Source organism: Candidatus Njordibacter sp. Uisw_056, assembly GCF_047730085.1.
Lineage (GTDB): Bacteria > Pseudomonadota > Gammaproteobacteria > Pseudomonadales > Balneatricaceae > Njordibacter.
Window position 1 is genome coordinate 2,607,785 of record NZ_CP159830.1, and the last position, 20,809, is coordinate 2,628,593.

Below are 20,809 nucleotides of genomic sequence, written 5' to 3' on the forward strand. Positions count from 1 at the left end.
TTATAATAGTTGGCAGTTTAGCACAGCCACGGGGCCTATGGGGCCCAACAATTTACCTTTGGACAACCATGAATTTAGCTCAATCGCAGAAAAAACAATTTCGCACCATCGGCCATGACTTGCACCCGCTTGTTACTGTGGCTGGCAACGGACTTTCAGAAACCGTAATGACAGAAATCAGCCGAGCGCTGTTTGACCATGAATTAATAAAAGTGAAGTTTTCTGTGGGTGATCGAGACGTTAAAAATGCACTCATTGCGCAAATGTGTAAAACAACGGGCGCCACATTAGTGCAGTCTGTTGGGAACGTTGCTTTAGTCTACTCAAGCAACCCTAATGCAGACCCTAAGAAATCTAACGTAGAGCGTTAATGTTTAGGCCCATTTCATCTACATCTCCCATGTTAAGCCTGAGAGATGTAGATGATGATTAGCTTAGCTATACGATGTGCCGCACCTCAGCAATCTCATAATTAATGACCCCACCAGGTGTAGTTACGCGCACCTCATCACCTTCGTTTTTAGCGATCAAAGCACGTGCTATAGGTGACCCAATAGAAATCTTACCGGCTTTAATATTAGCTTCATCTTGACCCACAATGCAGTAGGTCTTTTCTTCGTCAGTTTCCAAGTTAATGATGGTTACCGTAGCACCAAAAATAACCTTGCCCGTGTGGGGTATTTGGCTAACATCAATCACCTGTACCAACGATAATTTAGCTTCAACCTCTTGAATACGACCCTCACAAAAGCTCTGCTGCTCTCTGGCCGCATGGTATTCAGCATTTTCTTTTAAATCGCCATGCTCTCGCGCCGTAGCAATATCTTGAATGATTCGCGGCCGAGTAACACTTTTTAATTCCACTAACTCTGTACGCAGTAGTTGCTCACCGCGCACCGTCATGGGGACTTTGGTAATCGCCATAATTAATACTTCCTTATGCTGTCAGCGTAGCATGCATATCTTGCAAACGACGCACTTCTTGTTCTTCCCCAAACGCTAAACCTTCCATCACTGCAAGACCGCCAGTTAGGGTAGTGGAATAAGCCACTTTATGCTGTAACGCAGAGCGACGAATCAGTGATGAGTCATTAATAGCCTGACGCCCTTCTGTTGTATTTACAACAAAAGTGATCTCGTCGTTCTTGATCTTATCAACAATATTAGGACGACCTTCCATTACTTTATTGACTAGCTCACATTCGAAACCAGCGTTAATCAATGTTTTTTGAGTTCCTCCAGTCGCAACCAAAGTGAACCCAAGGTTAATTAGGCCTGCTGCCAACTTAAGAGATGCAGGCTTATCTACTTCACGTACAGAAATAAAAGCTTTTCCAGCCACCGGCATAGACTGACCAGTACCTATGTGTGCCTTAGAAAAGGCTTCCGCAAAGCTATCACCAATCCCCATTACTTCGCCCGTTGACTTCATCTCTGGGCTGAGGATTGGGTCAACACCTGGGAACTTGTCAAACGGAAATACTGCTTCTTTAACACTAAAATAGCCTGGAATAATCTCTTTAGTGAAGCCGATGTCTTCAAGGAGCTTACCCGCCATAACTTGAGCACCAATGTCTGCTAACGAAACACCAATACACTTAGATACAAAAGGCACAGTGCGAGAAGCACGTGGGTTCACTTCAATGACATATATTTTACCATCTTGCCATGCCAACTGAGTGTTCATTAAACCAATGACACCCAGTTCTAAAGCCATACGCTTTACTTGCTCACGCATTGCATCTTGCACGTTTTGTGGCAGATCGTACGGAGGCAGTGCACAGGCTGAATCACCCGAATGGATACCCGCTTGCTCAATGTGCTGCATAATAGCGCCAATAACCACCTGCTCACCATCACACACAGCATCTATATCCACTTCTACAGCATTACTTAAGAAACGGTCTAGTAATACAGGCGAGTCGTGAGACACTTGAACCGCCTCGTTCATATAGCGTTTGAGTTCGGTTTCTTTGTGCACAATTTCCATGGCACGGCCACCTAATACATAAGATGGACGAACAACCAAAGGGTAGCCAATTTTTTCTGCTGCACGAACCGCTTCTTCTTGCGTGCGCACAGTGGCGTTTTCTGGCTGCAATAAACCTAACCGTTGAATCATTTGCTGGAACCGTTCGCGGTCTTCAGCGCGATCGATTGCCTCTGGGCTTGTGCCTAGTATCGGCACACCTGCATTTTCCAGATCGACAGCAAGCTTAAGTGGAGTTTGCCCACCGTACTGCACGATCACACCTGCAGGCTGCTCAATGTGCACAATTTCTAACACATCTTCTAGAGTAACAGACTCGAAGTAGAGCCGATCTGAAGTGTCATAATCTGTCGATACAGTCTCTGGGTTGCAGTTCACCATAATGGTTTCATAACCCTGCCTGCGCATCGTTAGGGCAGCATGCACGCAGCAATAATCAAACTCAATACCTTGGCCAATGCGGTTGGGGCCACCACCTAGAATCATAATCTTATTGCGCTTGCTTGGGCGAGACTCACATTCTTCTTCATAGGTAGAGTACATATATGCCGTGTCAGTAGCGAACTCTGCTGCACAGGTATCTACACGCTTATATACCGGACGTATACCTAACTTTTGGCGGTGTTGACGGAAGCCTTTTTCAGTAAGACCCAACAACTTAGACAATCGAATATCTGAGAACCCCTTGCGCTTAAGGCTATAAACACGCTCATAATTAAGGTCTGCAAGGCCTAGCTTGGAAAGCTTGGCTTCCTCTTCAATTAGATCGTGCAGCTGCACTAAAAACCAGGGGTCAATACCAGAATATTCATACACTTCTTGAACGCCCATGCCCATGCGCAATGCATCACCGACGTATTGAATACGATCAGCCCGAGGGATTTTAAGTTCGGCAATAATTCGACTACGAGCATCTTCTTGGGTAATGTCTAAAATAGGGTCCAAACCATGGATGCCTGTTTCTAAACCACGCAATGCTTTTTGTAATGACTCCTGGAATGTGCGGCCAATGGCCATGACCTCACCCACAGACTTCATTTGTGTGGTTAAGCGATCGTCTGCTTGAGGGAATTTTTCAAAGGTGAACCGAGGGATTTTGGTCACAACATAGTCAATGGCAGGCTCAAACGAGGCCGGTGTAGCACCACCTGTAATGTCGTTTTGTAGCTCGTCTAGGGTATAGCCTACAGCCAACTTAGCCGCAACTCTTGCAATAGGGAAGCCCGTAGCTTTAGAGGCCAGAGCCGAAGAACGCGATACCCGGGGATTCATTTCGATAACCACCATGCGGCCATCTTCTGGGTTAACACCAAACTGTACGTTAGAACCCCCCGTTTCTACTCCAATTTCACGCAACACTGCCAGTGAGGCATTGCGCATGATTTGATATTCTTTGTCGGTAAGGGTTTGGGCTGGTGCCACAGTAATAGAGTCGCCCGTATGCACACCCATGGCATCAAAATTTTCGATTGAGCAAATGATGATGCAGTTGTCATTGGTGTCACGCACCACCTCCATTTCATACTCTTTCCAACCAATTAAAGACTCATCAATGAGCAATTCACTGGTAGGCGAAAGATCTAATCCGCGGGTGCAAATTTCTTCAAATTCTTCTCGGTTGTATGCAATACCACCACCAGAACCGCCCATGGTGAAGGATGGCCGAATAATGGCTGGAAAACCGATTCGCGTTTGCACATCAAATGCCTGCTCCAAAGTGTGGGCAATTTCAGCACGAGGGCACTCTAGGCCAATATTTTTCATGGCTTTGTCGAAACGATTTCTATCTTCTGCTTTATCAATGGTGTCTGCATCAGCACCAATCATTTCCACATTGTACTTTTCTAACACGCCCATACGATTTAGGTCGAGCGCACAGTTAAGCGCAGTTTGACCACCCATAGTAGGTAAAATGGCACTGGGTCGCTCTTTTTCAATAATCTTCTCTACTGTTTCCCAGCGGATAGGCTCAATGTAGGTGGCATCTGCCATAGACGGGTCGGTCATGATGGTAGCTGGATTAGAGTTTACCAAGATAACGCGGTAGCCTTCTTCGCGAAGCGCTTTGCAGGCTTGAGCACCAGAATAATCAAATTCACAGGCTTGACCAATAATGATAGGGCCAGCGCCAAGGATCAATATACTTTCTAGGTCGGAACGTTTAGGCATGTCAGTTATCCAATAATCTGTGGCTGTTTAGTTAGCTTTTCGAGCTGTCATGATGTCGATAAATCGATCAAACAGCGGCGCTACGTCATGCGGGCCGGGGCTTGCTTCTGGGTGGCCTTGAAAACTAAAGGCCTGCTTATCGGTACGTTCAATACCCTGTAACGAACCATCGAACAAGGACTTGTGCGTAGCCCTCAAGTGACTTGGCATAGCCTCTTCTGACACAGCAAAACCATGATTTTGACTCGTAATCATAACCACTTTAGTGTCAAGATCTTGCACTGGGTGGTTGGCGCCGTGATGGCCAAACTTCATTTTCTCTGTTTTAGCACCAGAAGCCAAGGCTAGCAATTGGTGTCCCAAGCAAATGCCGAACACGGGTGTGTCTGTTTGTAAAATTTCTTTGATGGCAGCAATAGCATAATCACATGGCTCTGGATCACCAGGGCCGTTAGACAAGAACACACCATCTGGATTCATAGCTAGCACGTCTTTAGCGGATGTTTGCGCAGGCACAACGGTTAAATCACAACCCCGCTCAACTAACATACGAAGGATATTACGCTTAACGCCATAGTCGTATGCAACAACCTTTAAATGACCATCCACCTTTTCACGATTACCTTCTACTAAGTCCCAGGTGGAGCCAGTCCAGTTATAGGCCTCTTTAACCGTAACTTCTTTGGCAAGGTCCATACCCTTTAGCCCAGAAAACCCCTTGGCTGCGGCTAAGGCTGCAGCTTCATCAATATTGTCACCTGCCACTATACAGCCACTTTGCGCACCTTTTTCTCGCAAAATACGCGTAAGGCGACGGGTGTCTATATCGGCAATAGCCACAACGTTATTTGCAATTAGGTATTCATCGAGGGGTTGGGTGTTACGCCAGTTACTCGCCATTAAAGGTAAATCTCGAATCACTAAACCAGCAGACCAGACAAACTCAGACTCTTCGTCTTCTGAATTAGTGCCCGTGTTGCCAATATGTGGGTAGGTAAGCGTCACTATTTGGTGCGCGTAGGAGGGGTCCGTTAGAATTTCTTGGTAGCCAGTCATTGAGGTGTTGAACACCACCTCCCCGGTACTTTGGCCAGTGGCGCCGATAGCAACCCCTCTAAATATGCTGCCGTCTTCTAAAGCCAGAATGGCGGGAGTAGTCAATGGGGGCCTCCTCAGGTGTAGTGCGTCATACGTGCAAATGTTTTTTAACAGGTACAAAAAGATGCGGTCTCTAGTCGCAAAAAAGCGAGGTGTGTAAGACACACCCCGCTTTCTATAAATGCTATGACCGGCAGCTAAGTTATTGCGCCTTTTAACTGGCGAAATTATACAGAACTAAAGTGCCATTTGTCTAGCAGATTATTCAGGCCAGGGCTTATAGACTAGCCTTTGAGCGCTAATACATCTTGCATGTCGTACAAACCGGAGGGCTTGCCATGAAGCCAAGCACAGGCGCGCACCGCACCTTTAGCAAAGGTCATACGACTACTGGCCTTATGAGTAATCTCTATACGCTCACCTTCGCTGGCAAACAGCACCGTATGATCGCCAACTACGTCGCCAGCACGAATGGTTTCAAAACCAATCTCATTAGCCTTTCGTGGCCCAGTATTTCCCTCACGCCCATAAACGGCACATTCGTCCAAGTTACGGCCCATAGCATTGGCCACAACCTCTCCTAAACGCAGGGCCGTACCAGACGGCGCATCAACTTTATGGCGGTGATGGGTTTCAATAATTTCCACATCATAGCCGTCTTGAAGCACGCTAGCTGCACGGTGGAGAATATCTAACAACAGGTTAATACCGACGCTCATGTTGGGTGCAAATACTACTGGGGTATGCTGAGCCTGCTCAGCTAATGTTTGCTTGTGCGCACTACTTAAGCCTGTAGTACCTATTACCATGGCTTTGCTTAGCATCACACATTCTTGCAAGTTAGCTAAGGTTAATTCTGGGTTAGTGAAGTCTATAAGCACATCAAAATCATCAGCTGCACCAGCTAGAGAACTTTTAATACTTACACCCAACTTGCCCACACCTGCCAACTCGCCAGCATCTGCACCTACTAAACTACTACTAGGCGAAACGATTGCAGCCCCAAGGGTTAACCCAGGAGCTTGATGAACAGCCTCAACGAGCACTTTACCCATTCGCCCTGCGGCACCCATTACTGCTATTCGCGTCATGCTGCACCTCTATGCATTGCCACGCTTTTTTACTCGCAATGACAGGTTGTTTTAACTATCTTCGAAGAAGCTTTTAACACCTTCAAACCAAGATGATTTTTTAGGTGAATGCTTACCTTTAGTGGCTTCCATAGTGTCATGGAATTTACGCAATAAATCCTTTTGCTCTTTATTCAAATGCACTGGTGTTTCAACAGCAACACGACACATAAGATCACCTTGACCACCGCCTCGCACTTGCGTGACCCCTTTACCACGCAGGCGGAACATTTTACCACTTTGAGCGCCTTCAGGGATTTTTAACTTAACACGGCCATCTAAGGTCGGCACTTCAATTTCGCCACCCAAAGCTGCATCAGTAAAGCTAATAGGCACTTCACAGTATAAGTTTTTGCCATCTCGAGTGAATATCTTATGCTCACGCACAGATACTTGTACATACAAATCACCACTTGGGCCACCATTTCCACCAGCTTCACCTTCGCCAGTTAAACGAATGCGGTCACCCGTATCAACGCCAGGTGGGATCTTCACAGATAAGGTTTTGTATTCTTGTACTCGGCCTTCACCATGACATGAATAACACGGGTCGCTAATCACCTTGCCGTTACCATGACAGGTTGGGCAGGTTTGCTGTACTGAGAAAAAACCTTGCTGCATGCGCACTTGGCCTTGGCCATGGCAAGTACCGCAAGTTTTGCTGCTAGTACCAGGCTTGGCACCAGAACCACCACATGGCTTACACTCTACTTGAGTGGGTATACGGATTTCTTCGGTTGTGCCACGCACGGCCTGTTCAAGGTTTAGATCCATGGTGTAACGCAAGTCTGATCCGCGCTGAACGCTTGAACGCCCGCCACCACCAGCACCAGCACCACCAAAAATGTCACCAAACATGTCGCCAAACACATCACCAAAACCAGCACCGCCAGCGCCGCGGGCGTTTGGGTCTACTCCAGCATGACCGTGCTGGTCATACGCAGCTTTCTTTTGGTCGTCTGATAAAATCTCGTAAGCTTCGTTCACTTCTTTGAAGCTTTCTTCGGCCGCTTTATCACCTGGATTACGATCTGGATGATACTTCATCGCCATACGGCGAAAAGCCTTTTTAATTTCTTTTTTATCAGTGCCCTTGGCCACACCAAGAACTTCGTAAAAATCGCGTTTAGACATAGTTATTCCACTAAGCTTCTATTGTATTTTTAACTGCAAGAAGCAGATACAAGAACGCAGGGCCTAAGCCCCGCGTTATAACATTGTGCCGCATTTAAGCAGCACTAGCAGGCGTATTCGGCTTACTTTTTGTCTTTGTCTTCGTCTTTAACTTCTTCAAACTCTGCATCAACAGCGTCATCTGCAGCTGCATCGCCAGCATTTTCAGCATCACCCTGAGCGGCTGCGTCTTCTGCATACATCTTTTGAGCAATTGCACCAGAGGCTTCAGTTAAAGTGGCAGTAGCAGATTCAATGGCTTCTTTGTCTTCGCCTTTTAAAGCTTCTTCAAGCGCATCAATTGCAGTTTGTACTGCTGCTTTTTCTTCGTCTGTGGCCTTCTCACCAGCTTCTTCAATCATCTTCTTAGATGAGTGAACCATGCCATCTGCAGTATTACGGGCTTGTACCATTTCTTCAAACTTCTGATCTTCAGCAGCATTAGCCTCTGCATCTTGTACCATTTGCTCGATTTCTTCATCACTGAGGCCAGAAGAGGCTTTAATGATAATGGACTGTTCTTTACCCGTACCCTTATCTTTAGCAGAGACATTTAAAATACCGTTGGCATCAATGTCGAAACTTACTTCAATCTGTGGCATACCACGGGGTGCTGGTGGAATATCACTAAGGTCAAAACGTCCCAAAGATTTATTCTGCGTCGCCTGCTTGCGCTCACCCTGACACACATGAATGGTCACAGCAGCTTGGTTGTCGTCAGCTGTAGAGAATACCTGAGACTTCTTAGTAGGGATGGTCGTGTTCCTGTCGATCACCGAAGTCATCACACCGCCCATAGTTTCAATACCAAGCGTCAAAGGCGTAACATCTAGCAACAATACGTCAGTAACGTCTCCTGCCAATACACCACCCTGAATCGCTGCGCCCATGGCTACTGCTTCGTCTGGGTTAACATCTTTGCGTGGTTCTTTACCAAAAAAAGTTGTCACTTCAGTTTGAACTAAAGGCATACGGCTTTGGCCGCCAACCATAATCACTTCGTCTATTTCGCTTGCCTCTAGGCCAGCATCTTTAAGCGCTTGGGCACACGGCTTCAGAGTACCAGACACCAAGTCTTCTACCAAAGACTCTAACTTAGCGCGAGAAATCTTAACATTTAAGTGCTTAGGGCCTGAGGCATCTGCCGTAATGTACGGTAAGTTAACATCAGTTTGACTAGAGCTAGACAATTCAACTTTAGCTTTTTCTGCAGCTTCTTTTAGACGCTGCAATGCCAATGGGTCGTTATGTACATCAATACCAGAGTCTTTTTTGAACTCAGCAGCTAAGAACTCAATCAACCGTAGGTCAAAGTCTTCTCCACCTAGGAATGTGTCACCATTAGTGGCTAGCACTTCAAACTGTGTCTCGCCATCTACATCGGCAATTTCAATGATAGAAATATCAAAAGTACCACCACCCAAGTCATACACAGCAATCGTAGAATCGCCACGGCTCTTATCAAGGCCATAAGCCAATGCTGCCGCTGTAGGCTCGTTAATAATGCGCTTAACTTCTAGGCCAGCAATACGGCCAGCATCTTTAGTTGCCTGACGCTGCGAATCATTAAAGTAAGCAGGCACAGTAATTACCGCTTCAGTAACCGTTTCGCCTAAGTAGTCTTCGGCAGTTTTCTTCATCTTTTTCAAGATTTCAGCAGAGATCTGCGGTGGTGCTTTGCTTTCGCCATTTACGTTAACCCAAGCATCACCGTTATCGGCTGCTTCAATTTTGTAAGGCACCATTTTAATGTCTTTTTGTACCACATCATCTTTGAACTTACGGCCAATTAAACGTTTGATAGCAAATAAGGTATTAACCGGGTTAGTCACAGCTTGACGCTTGGCAGATTGACCGACCAAGATTTCTCCATCACCAGCAAAAGCAATAATGGAAGGCGTGGTGCGATCGCCCTCTGCGTTCTCAATTACTTTAGCGCTGCCGCCATCTAAAACAGACACACATGAGTTGGTTGTGCCTAAGTCAATACCAATGATCTTTCCCATCATAAACTCCAATTCTTAATTCACCCTTAACGGGCTTTTGATTCAATTTTGCTCAGCAGCGTTAGCGGTCTAGGTTGTTCTTAGCCTTAGGCTTAGCCCTGCTTGCTTGTTTGTTATATAGGACCATTTGCCCAAATTTCAACTACAAAACCTTAATTTTTCTATTTAGAAACCACGACCATGGCTGGCCGCACAAGCCGCCCATTTAAGGTGTACCCTTTTTGGAACACTTCCATCACCGTGTTAGGCTCAAGATCTGGGTTAGGCACTGCCGTCATCGCTTCGTGCAACTCTGGATTGAACGGCTCACCATGAGGATCTAGCTGAGTTACATTGAATTTCTGTAATCCATCAAGGAGCATTTTTTGGCTCATCTCAACACCTTCAAGCAAGCCCTTTAAGCTAGCCCCGTCAGCGCTGCCCGCTTCAATTGCACGACCTAAGTTATCTAACAAAGACACTACTTCTGTCATTAGCTTTTCTTGGCCAAACTTGTGTGCCTTAGACACATCTTGCTCACTACGGCGGCGAATATTTTGCGCTTCTGCTTGCGCACGCAACACATCAGCTTGCTGCTCATCTACTTTAACCAAGGCCACTTCTAGTTCGGCCTGCACTGATTCTAGGGTTACTTCCTGCAACACGTCTTCAGTAGGCGCTTCAGCACTGTCTTCAACCACCTCGGCGTCCAGTTTTAGCTCTAGCTCAACTTCAGTTTCAGATGGCTGTTCTTGCTCGCTCATTAACTTCTCCGTTACATAACTTTCGCAACCTTTACAATAAGGTCACTTGACTGATCTTCTATATGGGGACACCGTCGAGCGATTCAAGCAATTAAGCCCTGCTTTTATGAGGTTTTAAAAATATATATTAAAGCCTTTCTAAAAATACTGGACATAAACCCACTACTGGTTATAATGCCAGTACAATAATTCACCGGAGCAGCGCCATGTTGCAACAGCTAATTGTTCACCATTATGCGTTAGTAGATTTTTTACACCTAGACTTCAGCGACAAGATGACCGCCATTAGTGGCGAAACTGGCGCGGGTAAATCAATACTTCTTGGTGCACTAGGCTTAACTTTGGGTGATAGAGCTGAGTCTGGGTGTGTTCAGCAGGGGGCAGAACGAGCGGACATTCACGCTGTATTCGACCTTAGCCACTTACCCCGTGTGAAAGATTACTTATCAGCTAAGCATCTGGCGGCAGCCGAAGACCCCGACACCTGCATATTGCGCCGAATGATTAACCAAGATGGCCGCTCCAGAGGCTACATTAACGGCAAACCGGTCAATATAACTGCGCTTAAAGAGCTGGGTCGCCAGCTAATTAATATACACGGCCAGCACGAACACCAGCACTTGCTAGGCCGTGACAGCCATCAAACTCTTTTAGATGCCTTTGGCAATTACCCACAACACCAAGAAGCAGTGGCATCAATAAGCCATGATTGGTTTGAGTTTGATCGACAAATTAAGGCCCTAACGGGTGGCCAGCAGCTCTCTGAAGCTGAGCAACAGTTATTGCAATATCAGGTGGATGAACTTGAGCAGCTAGCCCTATTGCCTGAAGAACTGCTCTGCCTAGAGCAAGAGCACAAGCAACGAGCCAATGCAGACCAACTGCTTCAAGCCGTTCGCTGCGCCCTGCCTGAAAACCCATTAGGTGAAGACCCCACAGCTTGCCTGCAGCGCTGGCAGCACCAACTGCAGAATTTTAGCCAGCATAGCCCCCACCTATTGGCTGCAGTAGACATGCTTGCCAGTGCGGTTATACAAATAGAAGAAAGCCAGATTGAGCTACAGAGCTTTTTACAAGGCTTTGATGAAGACCCAGCACGCCTGCAAACTTTAGAGTACCGCTTAGACCAAATTTATAGCATGGCAAGGAAACATAAAATTCAAGCGGCAGATCTGCCAGAACACCTTGATAAGCTGCAGCAGCAGCTGCAACAAAACCAAGACCAAGAAGGCCAGCTTGAAGCCATCTACGAACAACAGGCAGCACTTACCGACGCATACGATAGAGCTTCAGCTAAGCTCACTAAAGCAAGACAAGCTGCAGCTAAACAGCTTGAAAAAGCTGTGGGTGAGCAACTTTCATTACTAGGCATGCCCAACTGCCGATTAGAGCTAAGCATGCAGACCAAAGCAGAGACTCGCTTACAGCCCCAGGGACGTGATGACACTGAGATTTTAATTAGCACCAACCCTGGCCAAAGCGCCAAGCCTCTGGCTAAAATCGCCTCTGGTGGTGAATTGTCACGTATCAGCTTAGCGATCCAAGTGGTCATCGCAACTACTAGCATTACGCCAAGCCTTATCTTTGATGAAGTAGACGTGGGCATTGGTGGGGCTACGGCAGAAATTGTTGGCCGACTCTTGTCTCAATTAGGCCAACATTGCCAATTGTTATGTATCACTCACTTGCCACAAGTAGCAAGCCAAGCACAGCACCATTTGCAGGTGAGTAAGTCTAGCCAGGGACAAACAACACAAACCCAGGTTGCCGCATTAAATGACCATCAAAGAATACAAGAAATTGCGCGAATGCTAGGCGGTGTGAAGCTAACGCAACAAACACTAGCCCACGCTAAAGAAATGTTAGGTACTGGCGCACTCCTGCACTAAACGCAGAGCTAAAGTGCGCCTAAGCAGTTAGTCTTCACTAACGCCATAGAGGTAAACAGTGCGGCTAGTAAGTTCGTAACCTAATTCAGCAGCGATCTCTTCCAAGCGCTTGTTTAAAACTGGGTCGTTGAACTCTTTAATTCTGCCCGATTTTATACAAACAATATGGTCATGACTGCTTTCAGTGGCTAATTCAAATACTGAGTTACCACCTTCAAAGTGGTGGCGAACGACCAAGCCAGCAGCTTCAAACTGTGTTAACACCCGATAAACTGTCGCTAAGCCAACATCTTCACCCTGCTCCATGAGCAGCTTATAAATATCTTCTGCACTCCAGTGGTCACCTTCCATAGCTTGTTCGAGCATTTGGTAGATTTTGACACGGGGCAAGGTCACTTTCAGCCCTGCTTTACGTAATTCTTGGCTTTCTGATGCCATAGTAATGTTTACACTCTTTAGACTCATGGGGGATTGAGGTATGATTCTCAACCACATATTCAACACACAGACTTGGTCCATGAAACGCTATCTTATCACGTCTCTTTTTCTCGCGCTTACCAGTGGGTGCTCAAATATCGACAGCCTAGGGTTTCCAGGCGTCCATAAAATTGATATCCAACAGGGTAATCTCATCACCGATGAGATGATAGAGCTACTTAGACCTGGCTTAACCCAAAGCCAAGTGCAGTATGTTATGGGCACACCTCTAGTGGTGGACACCTTTAACCCGAGCCACTGGGACTATATTTATCAATATCGTCGTGGCGATGGCACCTTTGAAGAACGTAAACTTAGGGTCATTTTTGATCAGGGTCGAGTTACCCGTATAGACCAGTAAATAGCCGCCATACTGTTTATAACTATTAGGCTTTTAGCTGCGCTTTAGCTGCTGCTTTAGCTGCTGCTTTGGCAGCACGGTTGGCCCGTGCCACCTTTGGGTCTATAGTTAATGGGCGATAGATTTCTACCCGCTGACCCTGCATAATTTTTTCTACCTGTGGGTTTTTCACCGCTTTGCCAAAAATACCCATAGGGGTGCCGGCAAGCTGCAAGCCGTCAAAGTGTTCAACAATACCCGACATTACCGCGGCATCGTAAACTGTTGTGCCACAAGGGACTTGTAAAGCCATAATTTTTTGTTGATCTGGTAGCGCAAAAGCCACCTCTACATCGATCATATCTGCAGTTTCAATCACATTATTCTCACTTATATATGTGGTCTGCACGCTTACAAAAAGCGTCCACCATATTGCCTGCTATGGGGCTAAAAACACTACTCATTGCCTTACCTCTAAGCCCTGAAACACCGAATTCTAACGCCATTTCCACCTTACAAGCATCATCTGTTAATGGCGTAAATACCCAACTCCCCGTAAGGTAATCAAAGGGACCATCTTGCAACGCTAAGGTTATTTTTTCATCCGCTAGCAACGTATTACGTGTCACAAACTGGTAACTAAGTCCCGCCTTGCTCAAGTATAAGCGAGCGCTCATCGTTGTTAAAGTGGACTCTATCAAATCAACTTTAGAGCAACCATCTAAAAACTCTGGATAACGCTTAACGTCATTCACAAGCGCATACATACTGGCCGCAGAATGCATTACCAAAGCCGAACGGTTTATCTTAGCCACAGACGTTACCCTTAATAAAAAGACTATATTAAAGTTAAAACAGACACCAATAAAGCAATATCATCAATTATTCACTAAATGTCACTGCAGTAGATTCTGGCTTAAGGTAGAATGCGCCCATGGCAAAGAAATCAAAAACTCAAAAGCACTCTTCCGGCACCATTGCGCTCAATAAACGGGCCAAATTTGAATACCATTTAGACCAGCGTATCGAAGCAGGGTTGGTATTAACCGGTTGGGAAATTAAAAGCATTCGTGACGGCCGTGCAAACCTAACAGATTCATATGTGGTTATAAAAGACCAAGAAGCTTATCTTGTAGGGATGCACATATCACCGTTAATGACAGCCTGCACCCACGTGGTAGCAGAGCCCCGCCGTGAACGAAAGCTTTTGTTAAATAAAAAAGAAATATCTCGCTTGTTTGCCTCATCGTCACAAACTGGACAAACTATTGTCGCTACAGCGCTTTACTGGAAAGGCCATCGAGTGAAGTGTGAAATTTGCTTAGCTAAAGGTAAGCAACAGCACGACAAACGCGCTACAGAAAAAGATCGTGACTGGAGTAAGCAAAAGCATCGGATTTTAATGAAGGCCTAGGCCACCATTAGCAAACTAAAAAAGGCACTACCGCGTGCCTGGATACTCAAAACCAAAAAAACACGCCCTAGCTTGCCTTTTGACACCATTTGAACTCTAGTAAACTTCTGAATTAACACCATTATTAATTTAATGCTGCTATAATCATTCCTGCTAAGGGGATGACTGGATTCGACGTTGGTTACAAACCCTGAGGTGCATGTAGAGAATGTAAGGTTTCTCTTTAATCCCACCTTGCAAAAGTTATAGTCGCAAACGACGAAAACTACGCACTAGCGGCTTAAATCCCGCTTACACTGATCACCGGATGCCTGTAAACGGTCGTGAAGTGGCTCGCAGAACAGGATCGTGTGGACTCCTCGCTCGTGGAGAAAACCCTAAAACCAATCGAGATCGCCTTATGCGCCCTGACACTTGGGCCGCGGTAGGTTAAAACAATAAAGTGATCTAAACATGTAGAGCTGATGGCAGAGGACTGGCGGACGGGGGTTCGACTCCCCCCATCTCCACCACATACGAGTTTCAAGCGTTATCATTGAGACTTACAATTAGCCTCGTTACCCTCCTAAACAAGGGTTTCGGGGCTTTTTTATGCCTGTAACATTCTCATAGAGCCTCAAACAGCATTGTTGTGGTGCTAAAACGCGCTCGGACGGCCTGTGTAACCACAGGGGCATCTTAGTAATGGTCTATGCAAACGCAACAGTGGATCCTCTACAGGGCCGATTAACCAACCCAATGAAGGGAATCACCATATAGTATGTACACAGCCTTAGGACTCAAAAAATCACTATTCTGGGTAAGTTAATCGTAGACATGAGTAAGTCATCAAAAAATCTGACACAACTATCCTAAGAGAGAGCCTCATTTTCTGTATTAGAGCTCACCACTATTGGGACACATTCAAGTTATCAATTTAAACTAGAGCTAAGTGTTCCATCTATATATAGTAAGGCATTTTTTTTACAAACACGGATTCCAAAGGTGTCACCTAACGTCATTTCGGTATGTTTACGTGTCTTTGCTTTAATTATGACTCCAGTGGGTAATTTTAGTGTGACAACGCCATCAACACCTAAGTGTTCTATCTTAATGATTGTACCTTTGCCAATGCTATCACTCTCTTTATCTACCATGACTATGTGTTCAGGGCGGATACCCATCTGGTAAATGGACACATTATTTCCCACTGGCATTGCTGCAGGTAGTGGCTTGGTTAAGTTGATGGCTTCTGTGCTAAGTGATCCCAAGTTCGGTTCTAAAGTGATCATATTCATCGGTGGCGAGCCTATGAAGTAACCAACAAAGTCATTCTGTGGCTGTGAAAATAGTTCTTCAGGAGTGCCTGATTGCTGCACTAAACCATCCTTCATCACCACAATTTCATCAGCAAAGCTCATAGCTTCACTCTGATCGTGGGTTACCAGTATCATTGTCATACCCGTTTGGCGATTAATCTCCCGCAGTTTACGACGCAACATAAACTTCATCTGTGGATCAATCACTGTTAAGGGCTCATCCAATAGAATGGCGCTTACATCCTCCCGCACCAGGCCACGCCCTAAAGAGATCAATTGCTTTTGATCTGCACTTAGCTTGCGAGCAGGCATATCAAGCGCATAGTCTAGGTCTAAAAGTGTGGCCACTTCAGCCACACGCTGTTTTATTTTAGACGGAGTCATCCCTCTACATTCAAGCGGAAATGCCAGGTTCTGCCTTACTGTCTTAGTTGAATAAATGACTGGGAACTGAAATACCTGTGCAATATTTCGGGCAGATGTGGGCACCGATGTTACGTCTTGATCATCAAATAATAAGCGCCCATGTGACGGAGGCACCAAGCCTGAAATAATATTAAGCATAGTTGTTTTGCCACAGCCTGACGGCCCCAGCAAAGCATAGGTTTTACCATCTTCCCAGGTGAGGTTGACCGGTTTAAGCGCAAAATCATGCTCACCTTTTGGATTGGACAGATAACTGTGTCCAAGGTTTTCCAGTACAATTTTAGCCATCTTAGTTGTCCCTGAGTGTTATATTGCGGCCATCTGGTGCAAACAGCATCATTTGTTCTGCTTGAATAGAGATACTTAAGTTATCACCAGATTTGAAGGTTTCTATACCTTCAACCATCATAATTGCTCGGCCAAAGTCAAAATCAAGATGGATAATAGTTTGCGACCCACTAAATTCGGATAACCCAATTTTAGCTGTAAATGCGCCACCAGGCTCAATTGCATCTGGACGAAGGGCAATAGTTACAGGGCCATCAGGTGGCAGTTGCAGGCCTTCACTTGGCGCTAGCTGGCCTTCACCAAAGTAAAGCACTTGGTCACGTACAAACCCAGAGATAAAGGAAATTGGAGGGTCACTTATTACGCTTGCAGTATCTTTAGTGGGTGGGTGTGCGAATAGGTCTGCAGGTGGCCCACTGGCAATTATTTCCCCGTCATGCATAACGATCATAGTGTTACCCAACTCCATTGCCTCACGTGGCTCTGTGGTGGTGTAAAGAATTACACTTTCTTGATTGTCTGCTACTAACCGTGGAAACTCCTCACGCAACTGTTCGCGCAGTTTATAGTCAAGATTAGCCAATGGCTCATCTAGCATTAAGATACGAGACTGTTTGACCATTGCCCGCGCCAGAGCAACACGCTGTTGCTGACCACCAGAGAGTTGTGAGGGCCTTCGATGTAAAAAGTCTCCCAACCCCACGGTGGTCAACATAGTACTAGCAAGCGCCTGGGCCTGAGCTTTCTTCTTACCCTGTCGACGCAACGGAAAAGCCACGTTATCCAGAACACTAAGGTGTGGGTAGTTAATAAACTGCTGGTACACAAGTGACATATTGCGGTCCCTGATGGGACGTTTGGTGATGTTTTCTTTGTCTAACTTGATGTCACCATTAATTAAAGGATTGAGCCCCATTAAGGCCCGCAAAAGCTCAGTTTTTCCTGCACCTGTGCGGCCTAAGATAGTATAAATATTACCCGCCTCAAAAAGGAATGAGACATTATCCAAAGAAACTTTGGCTTTGGCAGTTGTGAGATGATCAATTTGAAGCATGATAATTACCTAATGGCCCCGGACATTGTGCCGCGTGACATATAACGCTCAACAACGATTGCAACTAAGGCTAGTGGTGCAACAGAAATTAGCGCAAAGGCTGACAGCGACCACCAAGGCGTCACTGAAGAGTTAAGGGAAACAATTGATACTGGCAATAGCTGCGTTTCAGTAAACGTTAGCGTAAAGGCAAAGAAGAAGTCATTCCACCCAAAGATAAGGCAGAACATCCCTGCAACCACAAGGCCTGGCACTGAATTAGGCAGAATTACTCGGAAAAATGCCCCAATAGGGCTACATCCATCGGTCATGGCCATTTCGTCTAGTTCTTTGGGAATACCTGCAAAGAAATCAGTCATCACCCAAACAGCAATAGGCAAAAGCAATGCCACATACACCAGAACCAATCCAAAAATAGTGTCCAACGCACCCAGTTCCTTAAGCATTAAAAAAAAGGGTATAGCCAGCACAATCGGTGGCATAATTCGCTGAGATATGAAGAAAAAGGTAATGTCTGCGTTTTTCACAAAACCTAAGCGGTACTCAAACCTAGACAAACCATAGGCTGCAAGTGTGCCCAAAATTAAACTCACAAGGCTGGCAATAAGGGTAACAGCCGCAGAGTCTATAAATGGTCCAACAATATTAATACCCTGAGAACCGTTGGTGAAGAGTGAAGTCCAGCCCTGGGTCGACGGTTCAAAATCTACCCATGGAATGTAAGTAGCACCACTAGTAATGGCGTTTGCGTCTTTGAATGAAGTTGATAGCGCCCAAAGAAAGGGAAACACAACAAAAATTGACCAACCTAGTAAAAAAAGAGTTTTAAGTGTGTGGTAGAACTTATTCATTTTATTCGTCCTTCCCAACCAGTGTGCGTAACAGAAGTTTAGCAATTATAGTGAGGCTTATAATCATAATCACCAGATACACAAGTGACAAAGCTGCAGAGTAGCCAATCTGGAAATCTCTCAAACCACGTATATAAATATAATACGAGGAGGTTTCAGTTGCAGTTCCTGGGCCACCCGAAGTAAGCACATAGACGGTGTCCATAATCTTCGACGCCTCAATGAGCCGAATAATCAATGCACCGATAGTAATAGGCGCCATCAAGGGAAAGGTCACCTGCCAAAATGTCCGCCACGTGCCAGCACCATCGATCGCTGCAGCAAGATAGGGCTCTTTTGGCAACGACACCAAGCCAGCCAACAAAAGCAAGAACATAAAGGGGGTCCACTGCCAAACCTCTACAATAAGAACGCTAATAAAGGCTCCCGTAGCACTTGAAAGCCACGGCACAGGACCGACACCAAATGCACTTAAAATATCATTCACTGGCCCTAAACTTTCATGAAAAACAGTGCGCCAAATAACCGACATAACCACTGGAGTGGTCATCATTGGGATGAGGAACAACACCCGTAATAAGCGACCACCTCTGACCTGTTTCCATACCGCTAAGGCAAGCGCAAAGCCTAGGGTATATTGCAATGATACAGATATGATTGAAAGAAGTGATAAGCGTTGTAGGCTTTGCCAGAATCGATCGTCCGCAAATACGCGAACGTAGTTGCTACCACCAATAAAATCGAGCCCAGACTGAAATACATCCCAGCTTGAAAAGCTAACTCTAACCGTGAATAAAAGTGGGAAAAGAATGATAGCTACCAGCGTCAAAAGGGCTGGTAGTAAAAAAAAGTGCTTTGAAGATAACATTATATTTTTTCCAAGATTGTTGGTGGGCGCCTAAAGGCGCCCACCCTACGGCATCAACCTTCGTTGTCTTCAAGCTTAACAACGTTAGCATAAGCTGCACGCAACCGATCTTTACCAATACGCTCAGTAATTTCAGCCCATTCTTTGGCCACACCATCGAGCGCGTCTTGCGCAGATTTCTGCCCAGCCATGGCTTCAGCAACACCGTTGGCCATTGATGACATAAACTGGCTTACACCCGGAACGCGCAGGTCAAACACGCGGTTCTGACTTTCTTCCATATCTGACAAAGTTGAAACATAGGATTCAGCTGTTTTGTCTTCCCAGCCCTGACCTTTCCAGAAGTCTACATCTAAATGCTCATTGCGGTAAGGGTTAACTCCAAAACGGCCAATTTGTAGGTCGTTCTTGGCGTTAGCTTCATTTGCAAAGAAGCACAAGAAGTCAAAAGCCATTTCCTTTTCTTCAGACATTTGTGAAACTGCAGAAGACCAGCCCCAGGTCATGTAGGGTGCACGGTTGGGTGTAGCAAACGTGTCCCACGTGCCTGTATCACGGTTCCAAACTTCACCTGCGCCAGGCAGAGGCGCTGCTGCAACCATATTGCGAATGCGGCTATCTTTTTGGTTAGCTTGAACATACGCATCATCCCAGCTGTAGCTCATCAACGTTTGACCACCACCAAAGGAGAATATCTCATCGCCAAGACCGAAGTTATTGCCACCAGGTGGAAAGCTTTTCTGTGCATCAACAAACAATTGTAGGCCACGTACAAAGCCTGGTGAATTAATTAATGGTTCCATTGTTTCTAGATCAAAGAAGAAACCACCTTTCACATCAGGATGCTTTGCATAAGGAGCAGCGCGGCTAATAAACGCAGAGAACATCAAATCATCACGCTTGGCTACTTCAGCTGAACCATAGTTTAGTTCGCCATCGCCATCCCAATCGCGATCATTAAAGTAGGCAGCCACCTTATTGTAGTCTTCCCATGTTTCAGGCACTGTTAACGCACTACCCGTGTCGGCAAGGAACTTAGCTTGCACTTCAGCGTTGTCAAAAATATCAGTACGGTACTTTAGGTAATGGCGATCGCCATCCATTGGGTACTGAATCATCTCGCCATTCCAAGTAGCAACACCCGTGAAGCTATCGGTCACATCTGACATGCCTGTTGAATCAATATACTTCTGTGGCACTGGCTCTAAAAAGCGGTTGAAATCGCCAATCCAAAGTGAGGCATAAAATAATACGTCATAAGCATTCTGATCACTTTGAAAGGGGATCATTATGCGTTGAAATAGATCACCAAAAGGCACATGTACAACGTTAACTTCTGCTCCGGTAAGTGCTGCAAATTGCTCAGCATGAAGTGCTGTTGGCTCACCAATTACTGGTATTGCATGGGTAATCACATTTAAGGAGCGCCCAGAATAATCCTTAGCATCTGTAGCCTCGTAGCTACAGGTACCTGGCAAATCCTTTTCAATACCAAATTGCGTGTAATCTTTTGCCATTGCAGGCGTAGCAGCCGCGACAGCCAGGGCCAGCAAAGTTGCAGGCCCTATAAACTTACTTATTTTTATCATTGTTTT

19 protein-coding genes and 1 other RNA gene are annotated in these 20,809 nt (G+C 45.8%); 5 read left to right on the forward strand and 15 right to left on the reverse strand.

Annotated features, from left to right (window positions below; all coding sequences use genetic code 11):
* Positions 1-68 precede the first annotated feature (68 nt).
* Entirely contained in the window at positions 69-371 is a 303-nt protein-coding gene (locus tag ABXT60_RS12505; protein ID WP_046482297.1) for a YhbY family RNA-binding protein, read from the forward strand.
* Positions 372-438: 67 nt separating this feature from the next.
* Here ABXT60_RS12505 and greA read toward each other — a convergent pair whose 3' ends face one another.
* From greA to grpE, 7 genes are all read right to left on the reverse strand, one after another.
* Positions 439-918, reverse strand: coding sequence for a transcription elongation factor GreA (greA, locus tag ABXT60_RS12510; RefSeq protein ID WP_046482327.1), 480 nt, complete (start codon positions 916-918; stop codon positions 439-441).
* A 19-nt stretch (positions 919-937) separates the two neighbouring features.
* On the reverse strand, positions 938-4,159 hold the full coding sequence (carB, locus tag ABXT60_RS12515; RefSeq protein WP_443630429.1) for a carbamoyl-phosphate synthase large subunit: 3,222 nt from the start codon (positions 4,157-4,159) through the stop codon (positions 938-940).
* 27 nt (positions 4,160-4,186) lie between these two features.
* Positions 4,187-5,320 carry a glutamine-hydrolyzing carbamoyl-phosphate synthase small subunit gene (carA, locus tag ABXT60_RS12520; RefSeq protein WP_443630430.1) on the reverse strand — a complete coding sequence of 378 codons (1,134 nt, stop codon included), beginning with the start codon at positions 5,318-5,320 and terminating at the stop codon, positions 4,187-4,189.
* Positions 5,321-5,541: 221 nt separating this feature from the next.
* Positions 5,542-6,348: a 4-hydroxy-tetrahydrodipicolinate reductase gene (dapB, locus tag ABXT60_RS12525; RefSeq protein WP_443630431.1), complete on the reverse strand. Its 807-nt coding sequence runs from the start codon at positions 6,346-6,348 to the stop codon at positions 5,542-5,544.
* 51 nt (positions 6,349-6,399) lie between these two features.
* A complete protein-coding gene (gene dnaJ / locus ABXT60_RS12530) occupies positions 6,400-7,521 on the reverse strand; it encodes a molecular chaperone DnaJ (protein WP_443630432.1) in 1,122 nt (373 codons plus the stop codon).
* 122 nt (positions 7,522-7,643) lie between these two features.
* Entirely contained in the window at positions 7,644-9,566 is a 1,923-nt protein-coding gene (gene dnaK / locus ABXT60_RS12535) for a molecular chaperone DnaK (RefSeq protein WP_443632111.1), read from the reverse strand.
* A 161-nt stretch (positions 9,567-9,727) separates the two neighbouring features.
* Complete coding sequence (grpE, locus tag ABXT60_RS12540) at positions 9,728-10,309, reverse strand: nucleotide exchange factor GrpE (RefSeq protein ID WP_443630433.1); 582 nt, start codon at positions 10,307-10,309, stop codon at positions 9,728-9,730.
* A 206-nt stretch (positions 10,310-10,515) separates the two neighbouring features.
* Here grpE and recN point away from each other — a divergent pair, with 206 nt between their 5' ends.
* Positions 10,516-12,198 (forward strand): DNA repair protein RecN, encoded by a 1,683-nt coding sequence (gene recN / locus ABXT60_RS12545; RefSeq protein ID WP_443630434.1) that lies wholly within the window; start codon positions 10,516-10,518, stop codon positions 12,196-12,198.
* 27 nt (positions 12,199-12,225) lie between these two features.
* Here recN and fur read toward each other — a convergent pair whose 3' ends face one another.
* Positions 12,226-12,636: a ferric iron uptake transcriptional regulator gene (gene fur / locus ABXT60_RS12550; RefSeq protein ID WP_443630435.1), complete on the reverse strand. Its 411-nt coding sequence runs from the start codon at positions 12,634-12,636 to the stop codon at positions 12,226-12,228.
* 79 nt (positions 12,637-12,715) lie between these two features.
* Here fur and ABXT60_RS12555 point away from each other — a divergent pair, with 79 nt between their 5' ends.
* On the forward strand, positions 12,716-13,036 hold the full coding sequence (locus ABXT60_RS12555) for an outer membrane protein assembly factor BamE (RefSeq protein WP_443630436.1): 321 nt from the start codon (positions 12,716-12,718) through the stop codon (positions 13,034-13,036).
* Positions 13,037-13,061: 25 nt separating this feature from the next.
* On the opposite strand, the gene ABXT60_RS12560 is transcribed toward ABXT60_RS12555, so the two are convergent.
* Complete coding sequence (locus tag ABXT60_RS12560; RefSeq protein ID WP_443630437.1) at positions 13,062-13,394, reverse strand: RnfH family protein; 333 nt, start codon at positions 13,392-13,394, stop codon at positions 13,062-13,064.
* A 7-nt stretch (positions 13,395-13,401) separates the two neighbouring features.
* Complete coding sequence (locus ABXT60_RS12565) at positions 13,402-13,830, reverse strand: type II toxin-antitoxin system RatA family toxin (RefSeq protein WP_443630438.1); 429 nt, start codon at positions 13,828-13,830, stop codon at positions 13,402-13,404.
* A 119-nt stretch (positions 13,831-13,949) separates the two neighbouring features.
* Between ABXT60_RS12565 and smpB the strand changes: the two genes are divergently transcribed.
* Both smpB and ssrA read left to right on the forward strand, forming a co-directional pair.
* On the forward strand, positions 13,950-14,429 hold the full coding sequence (gene smpB, locus ABXT60_RS12570) for an SsrA-binding protein SmpB (protein WP_443630439.1): 480 nt from the start codon (positions 13,950-13,952) through the stop codon (positions 14,427-14,429).
* A gap of 157 nt (positions 14,430-14,586) precedes the next feature.
* Positions 14,587-14,941: a transfer-messenger RNA gene (ssrA, locus tag ABXT60_RS12575) on the forward strand.
* Positions 14,942-15,340: 399 nt separating this feature from the next.
* Here ssrA and ABXT60_RS12580 read toward each other — a convergent pair.
* Genes ABXT60_RS12580 through ABXT60_RS12600 form a run of 5 tightly spaced genes read right to left on the reverse strand, consistent with a single transcriptional unit; the run spans position 15,341 to position 20,803 of the window.
* Complete coding sequence (locus tag ABXT60_RS12580; RefSeq protein WP_443630440.1) at positions 15,341-16,441, reverse strand: ABC transporter ATP-binding protein; 1,101 nt, start codon at positions 16,439-16,441, stop codon at positions 15,341-15,343.
* 1 nt (position 16,442) lies between these two features.
* Complete coding sequence (locus ABXT60_RS12585) at positions 16,443-17,495, reverse strand: ABC transporter ATP-binding protein (RefSeq protein WP_443630441.1); 1,053 nt, start codon at positions 17,493-17,495, stop codon at positions 16,443-16,445.
* A gap of 5 nt (positions 17,496-17,500) precedes the next feature.
* Positions 17,501-18,346 (reverse strand): carbohydrate ABC transporter permease, encoded by an 846-nt coding sequence (locus tag ABXT60_RS12590; protein WP_046486195.1) that lies wholly within the window; start codon positions 18,344-18,346, stop codon positions 17,501-17,503.
* 1 nt (position 18,347) lies between these two features.
* The gene (locus tag ABXT60_RS12595) at positions 18,348-19,214 is read right to left on the reverse strand and encodes a carbohydrate ABC transporter permease (RefSeq protein ID WP_443630442.1); all 867 of its coding nucleotides are present in this window, start codon (positions 19,212-19,214) and stop codon (positions 18,348-18,350) included.
* 53 nt (positions 19,215-19,267) lie between these two features.
* The gene (locus tag ABXT60_RS12600; protein WP_443630443.1) at positions 19,268-20,803 is read right to left on the reverse strand and encodes an ABC transporter substrate-binding protein; all 1,536 of its coding nucleotides are present in this window, start codon (positions 20,801-20,803) and stop codon (positions 19,268-19,270) included.
* Positions 20,804-20,809 lie beyond the last annotated feature (6 nt).

Excerpts from the sequence above, each read along its gene's own strand:
- ABXT60_RS12595 (WP_443630442.1), bottom strand. The coding sequence starts at position 19,214 with ATGTTATCTTCAAAGCACTTTTTTTTACTACCAGCCCTTTTGACGCTG.
- ABXT60_RS12590 (WP_046486195.1), bottom strand. The coding sequence starts at position 18,346 with ATGAATAAGTTCTACCACACACTTAAAACTCTTTTTTTACTAGGTTGG.
- ABXT60_RS12585 (WP_443630441.1), bottom strand. The coding sequence starts at position 17,495 with ATGCTTCAAATTGATCATCTCACAACTGCCAAAGCCAAAGTTTCTTTG.
- recN (WP_443630434.1), top strand. The coding sequence starts at position 10,516 with ATGTTGCAACAGCTAATTGTTCACCATTATGCGTTAGTAGATTTTTTA.
- dnaK (WP_443632111.1), bottom strand. The coding sequence starts at position 9,566 with ATGGGAAAGATCATTGGTATTGACTTAGGCACAACCAACTCATGTGTG.
- smpB (WP_443630439.1), top strand. The coding sequence starts at position 13,950 with ATGGCAAAGAAATCAAAAACTCAAAAGCACTCTTCCGGCACCATTGCG.
- ABXT60_RS12600 (WP_443630443.1), bottom strand. The coding sequence starts at position 20,803 with ATGATAAAAATAAGTAAGTTTATAGGGCCTGCAACTTTGCTGGCCCTG.
- dapB (WP_443630431.1), bottom strand. The coding sequence starts at position 6,348 with ATGACGCGAATAGCAGTAATGGGTGCCGCAGGGCGAATGGGTAAAGTG.
- carB (WP_443630429.1), bottom strand. The coding sequence starts at position 4,159 with ATGCCTAAACGTTCCGACCTAGAAAGTATATTGATCCTTGGCGCTGGC.
- dnaJ (WP_443630432.1), bottom strand. The coding sequence starts at position 7,521 with ATGTCTAAACGCGATTTTTACGAAGTTCTTGGTGTGGCCAAGGGCACT.
- ABXT60_RS12580 (WP_443630440.1), bottom strand. The coding sequence starts at position 16,441 with ATGGCTAAAATTGTACTGGAAAACCTTGGACACAGTTATCTGTCCAAT.
- ABXT60_RS12505 (WP_046482297.1), top strand. The coding sequence starts at position 69 with ATGAATTTAGCTCAATCGCAGAAAAAACAATTTCGCACCATCGGCCAT.
- grpE (WP_443630433.1), bottom strand. The coding sequence starts at position 10,309 with ATGAGCGAGCAAGAACAGCCATCTGAAACTGAAGTTGAGCTAGAGCTA.
- ABXT60_RS12555 (WP_443630436.1), top strand. The coding sequence starts at position 12,716 with ATGAAACGCTATCTTATCACGTCTCTTTTTCTCGCGCTTACCAGTGGG.
- fur (WP_443630435.1), bottom strand. The coding sequence starts at position 12,636 with ATGGCATCAGAAAGCCAAGAATTACGTAAAGCAGGGCTGAAAGTGACC.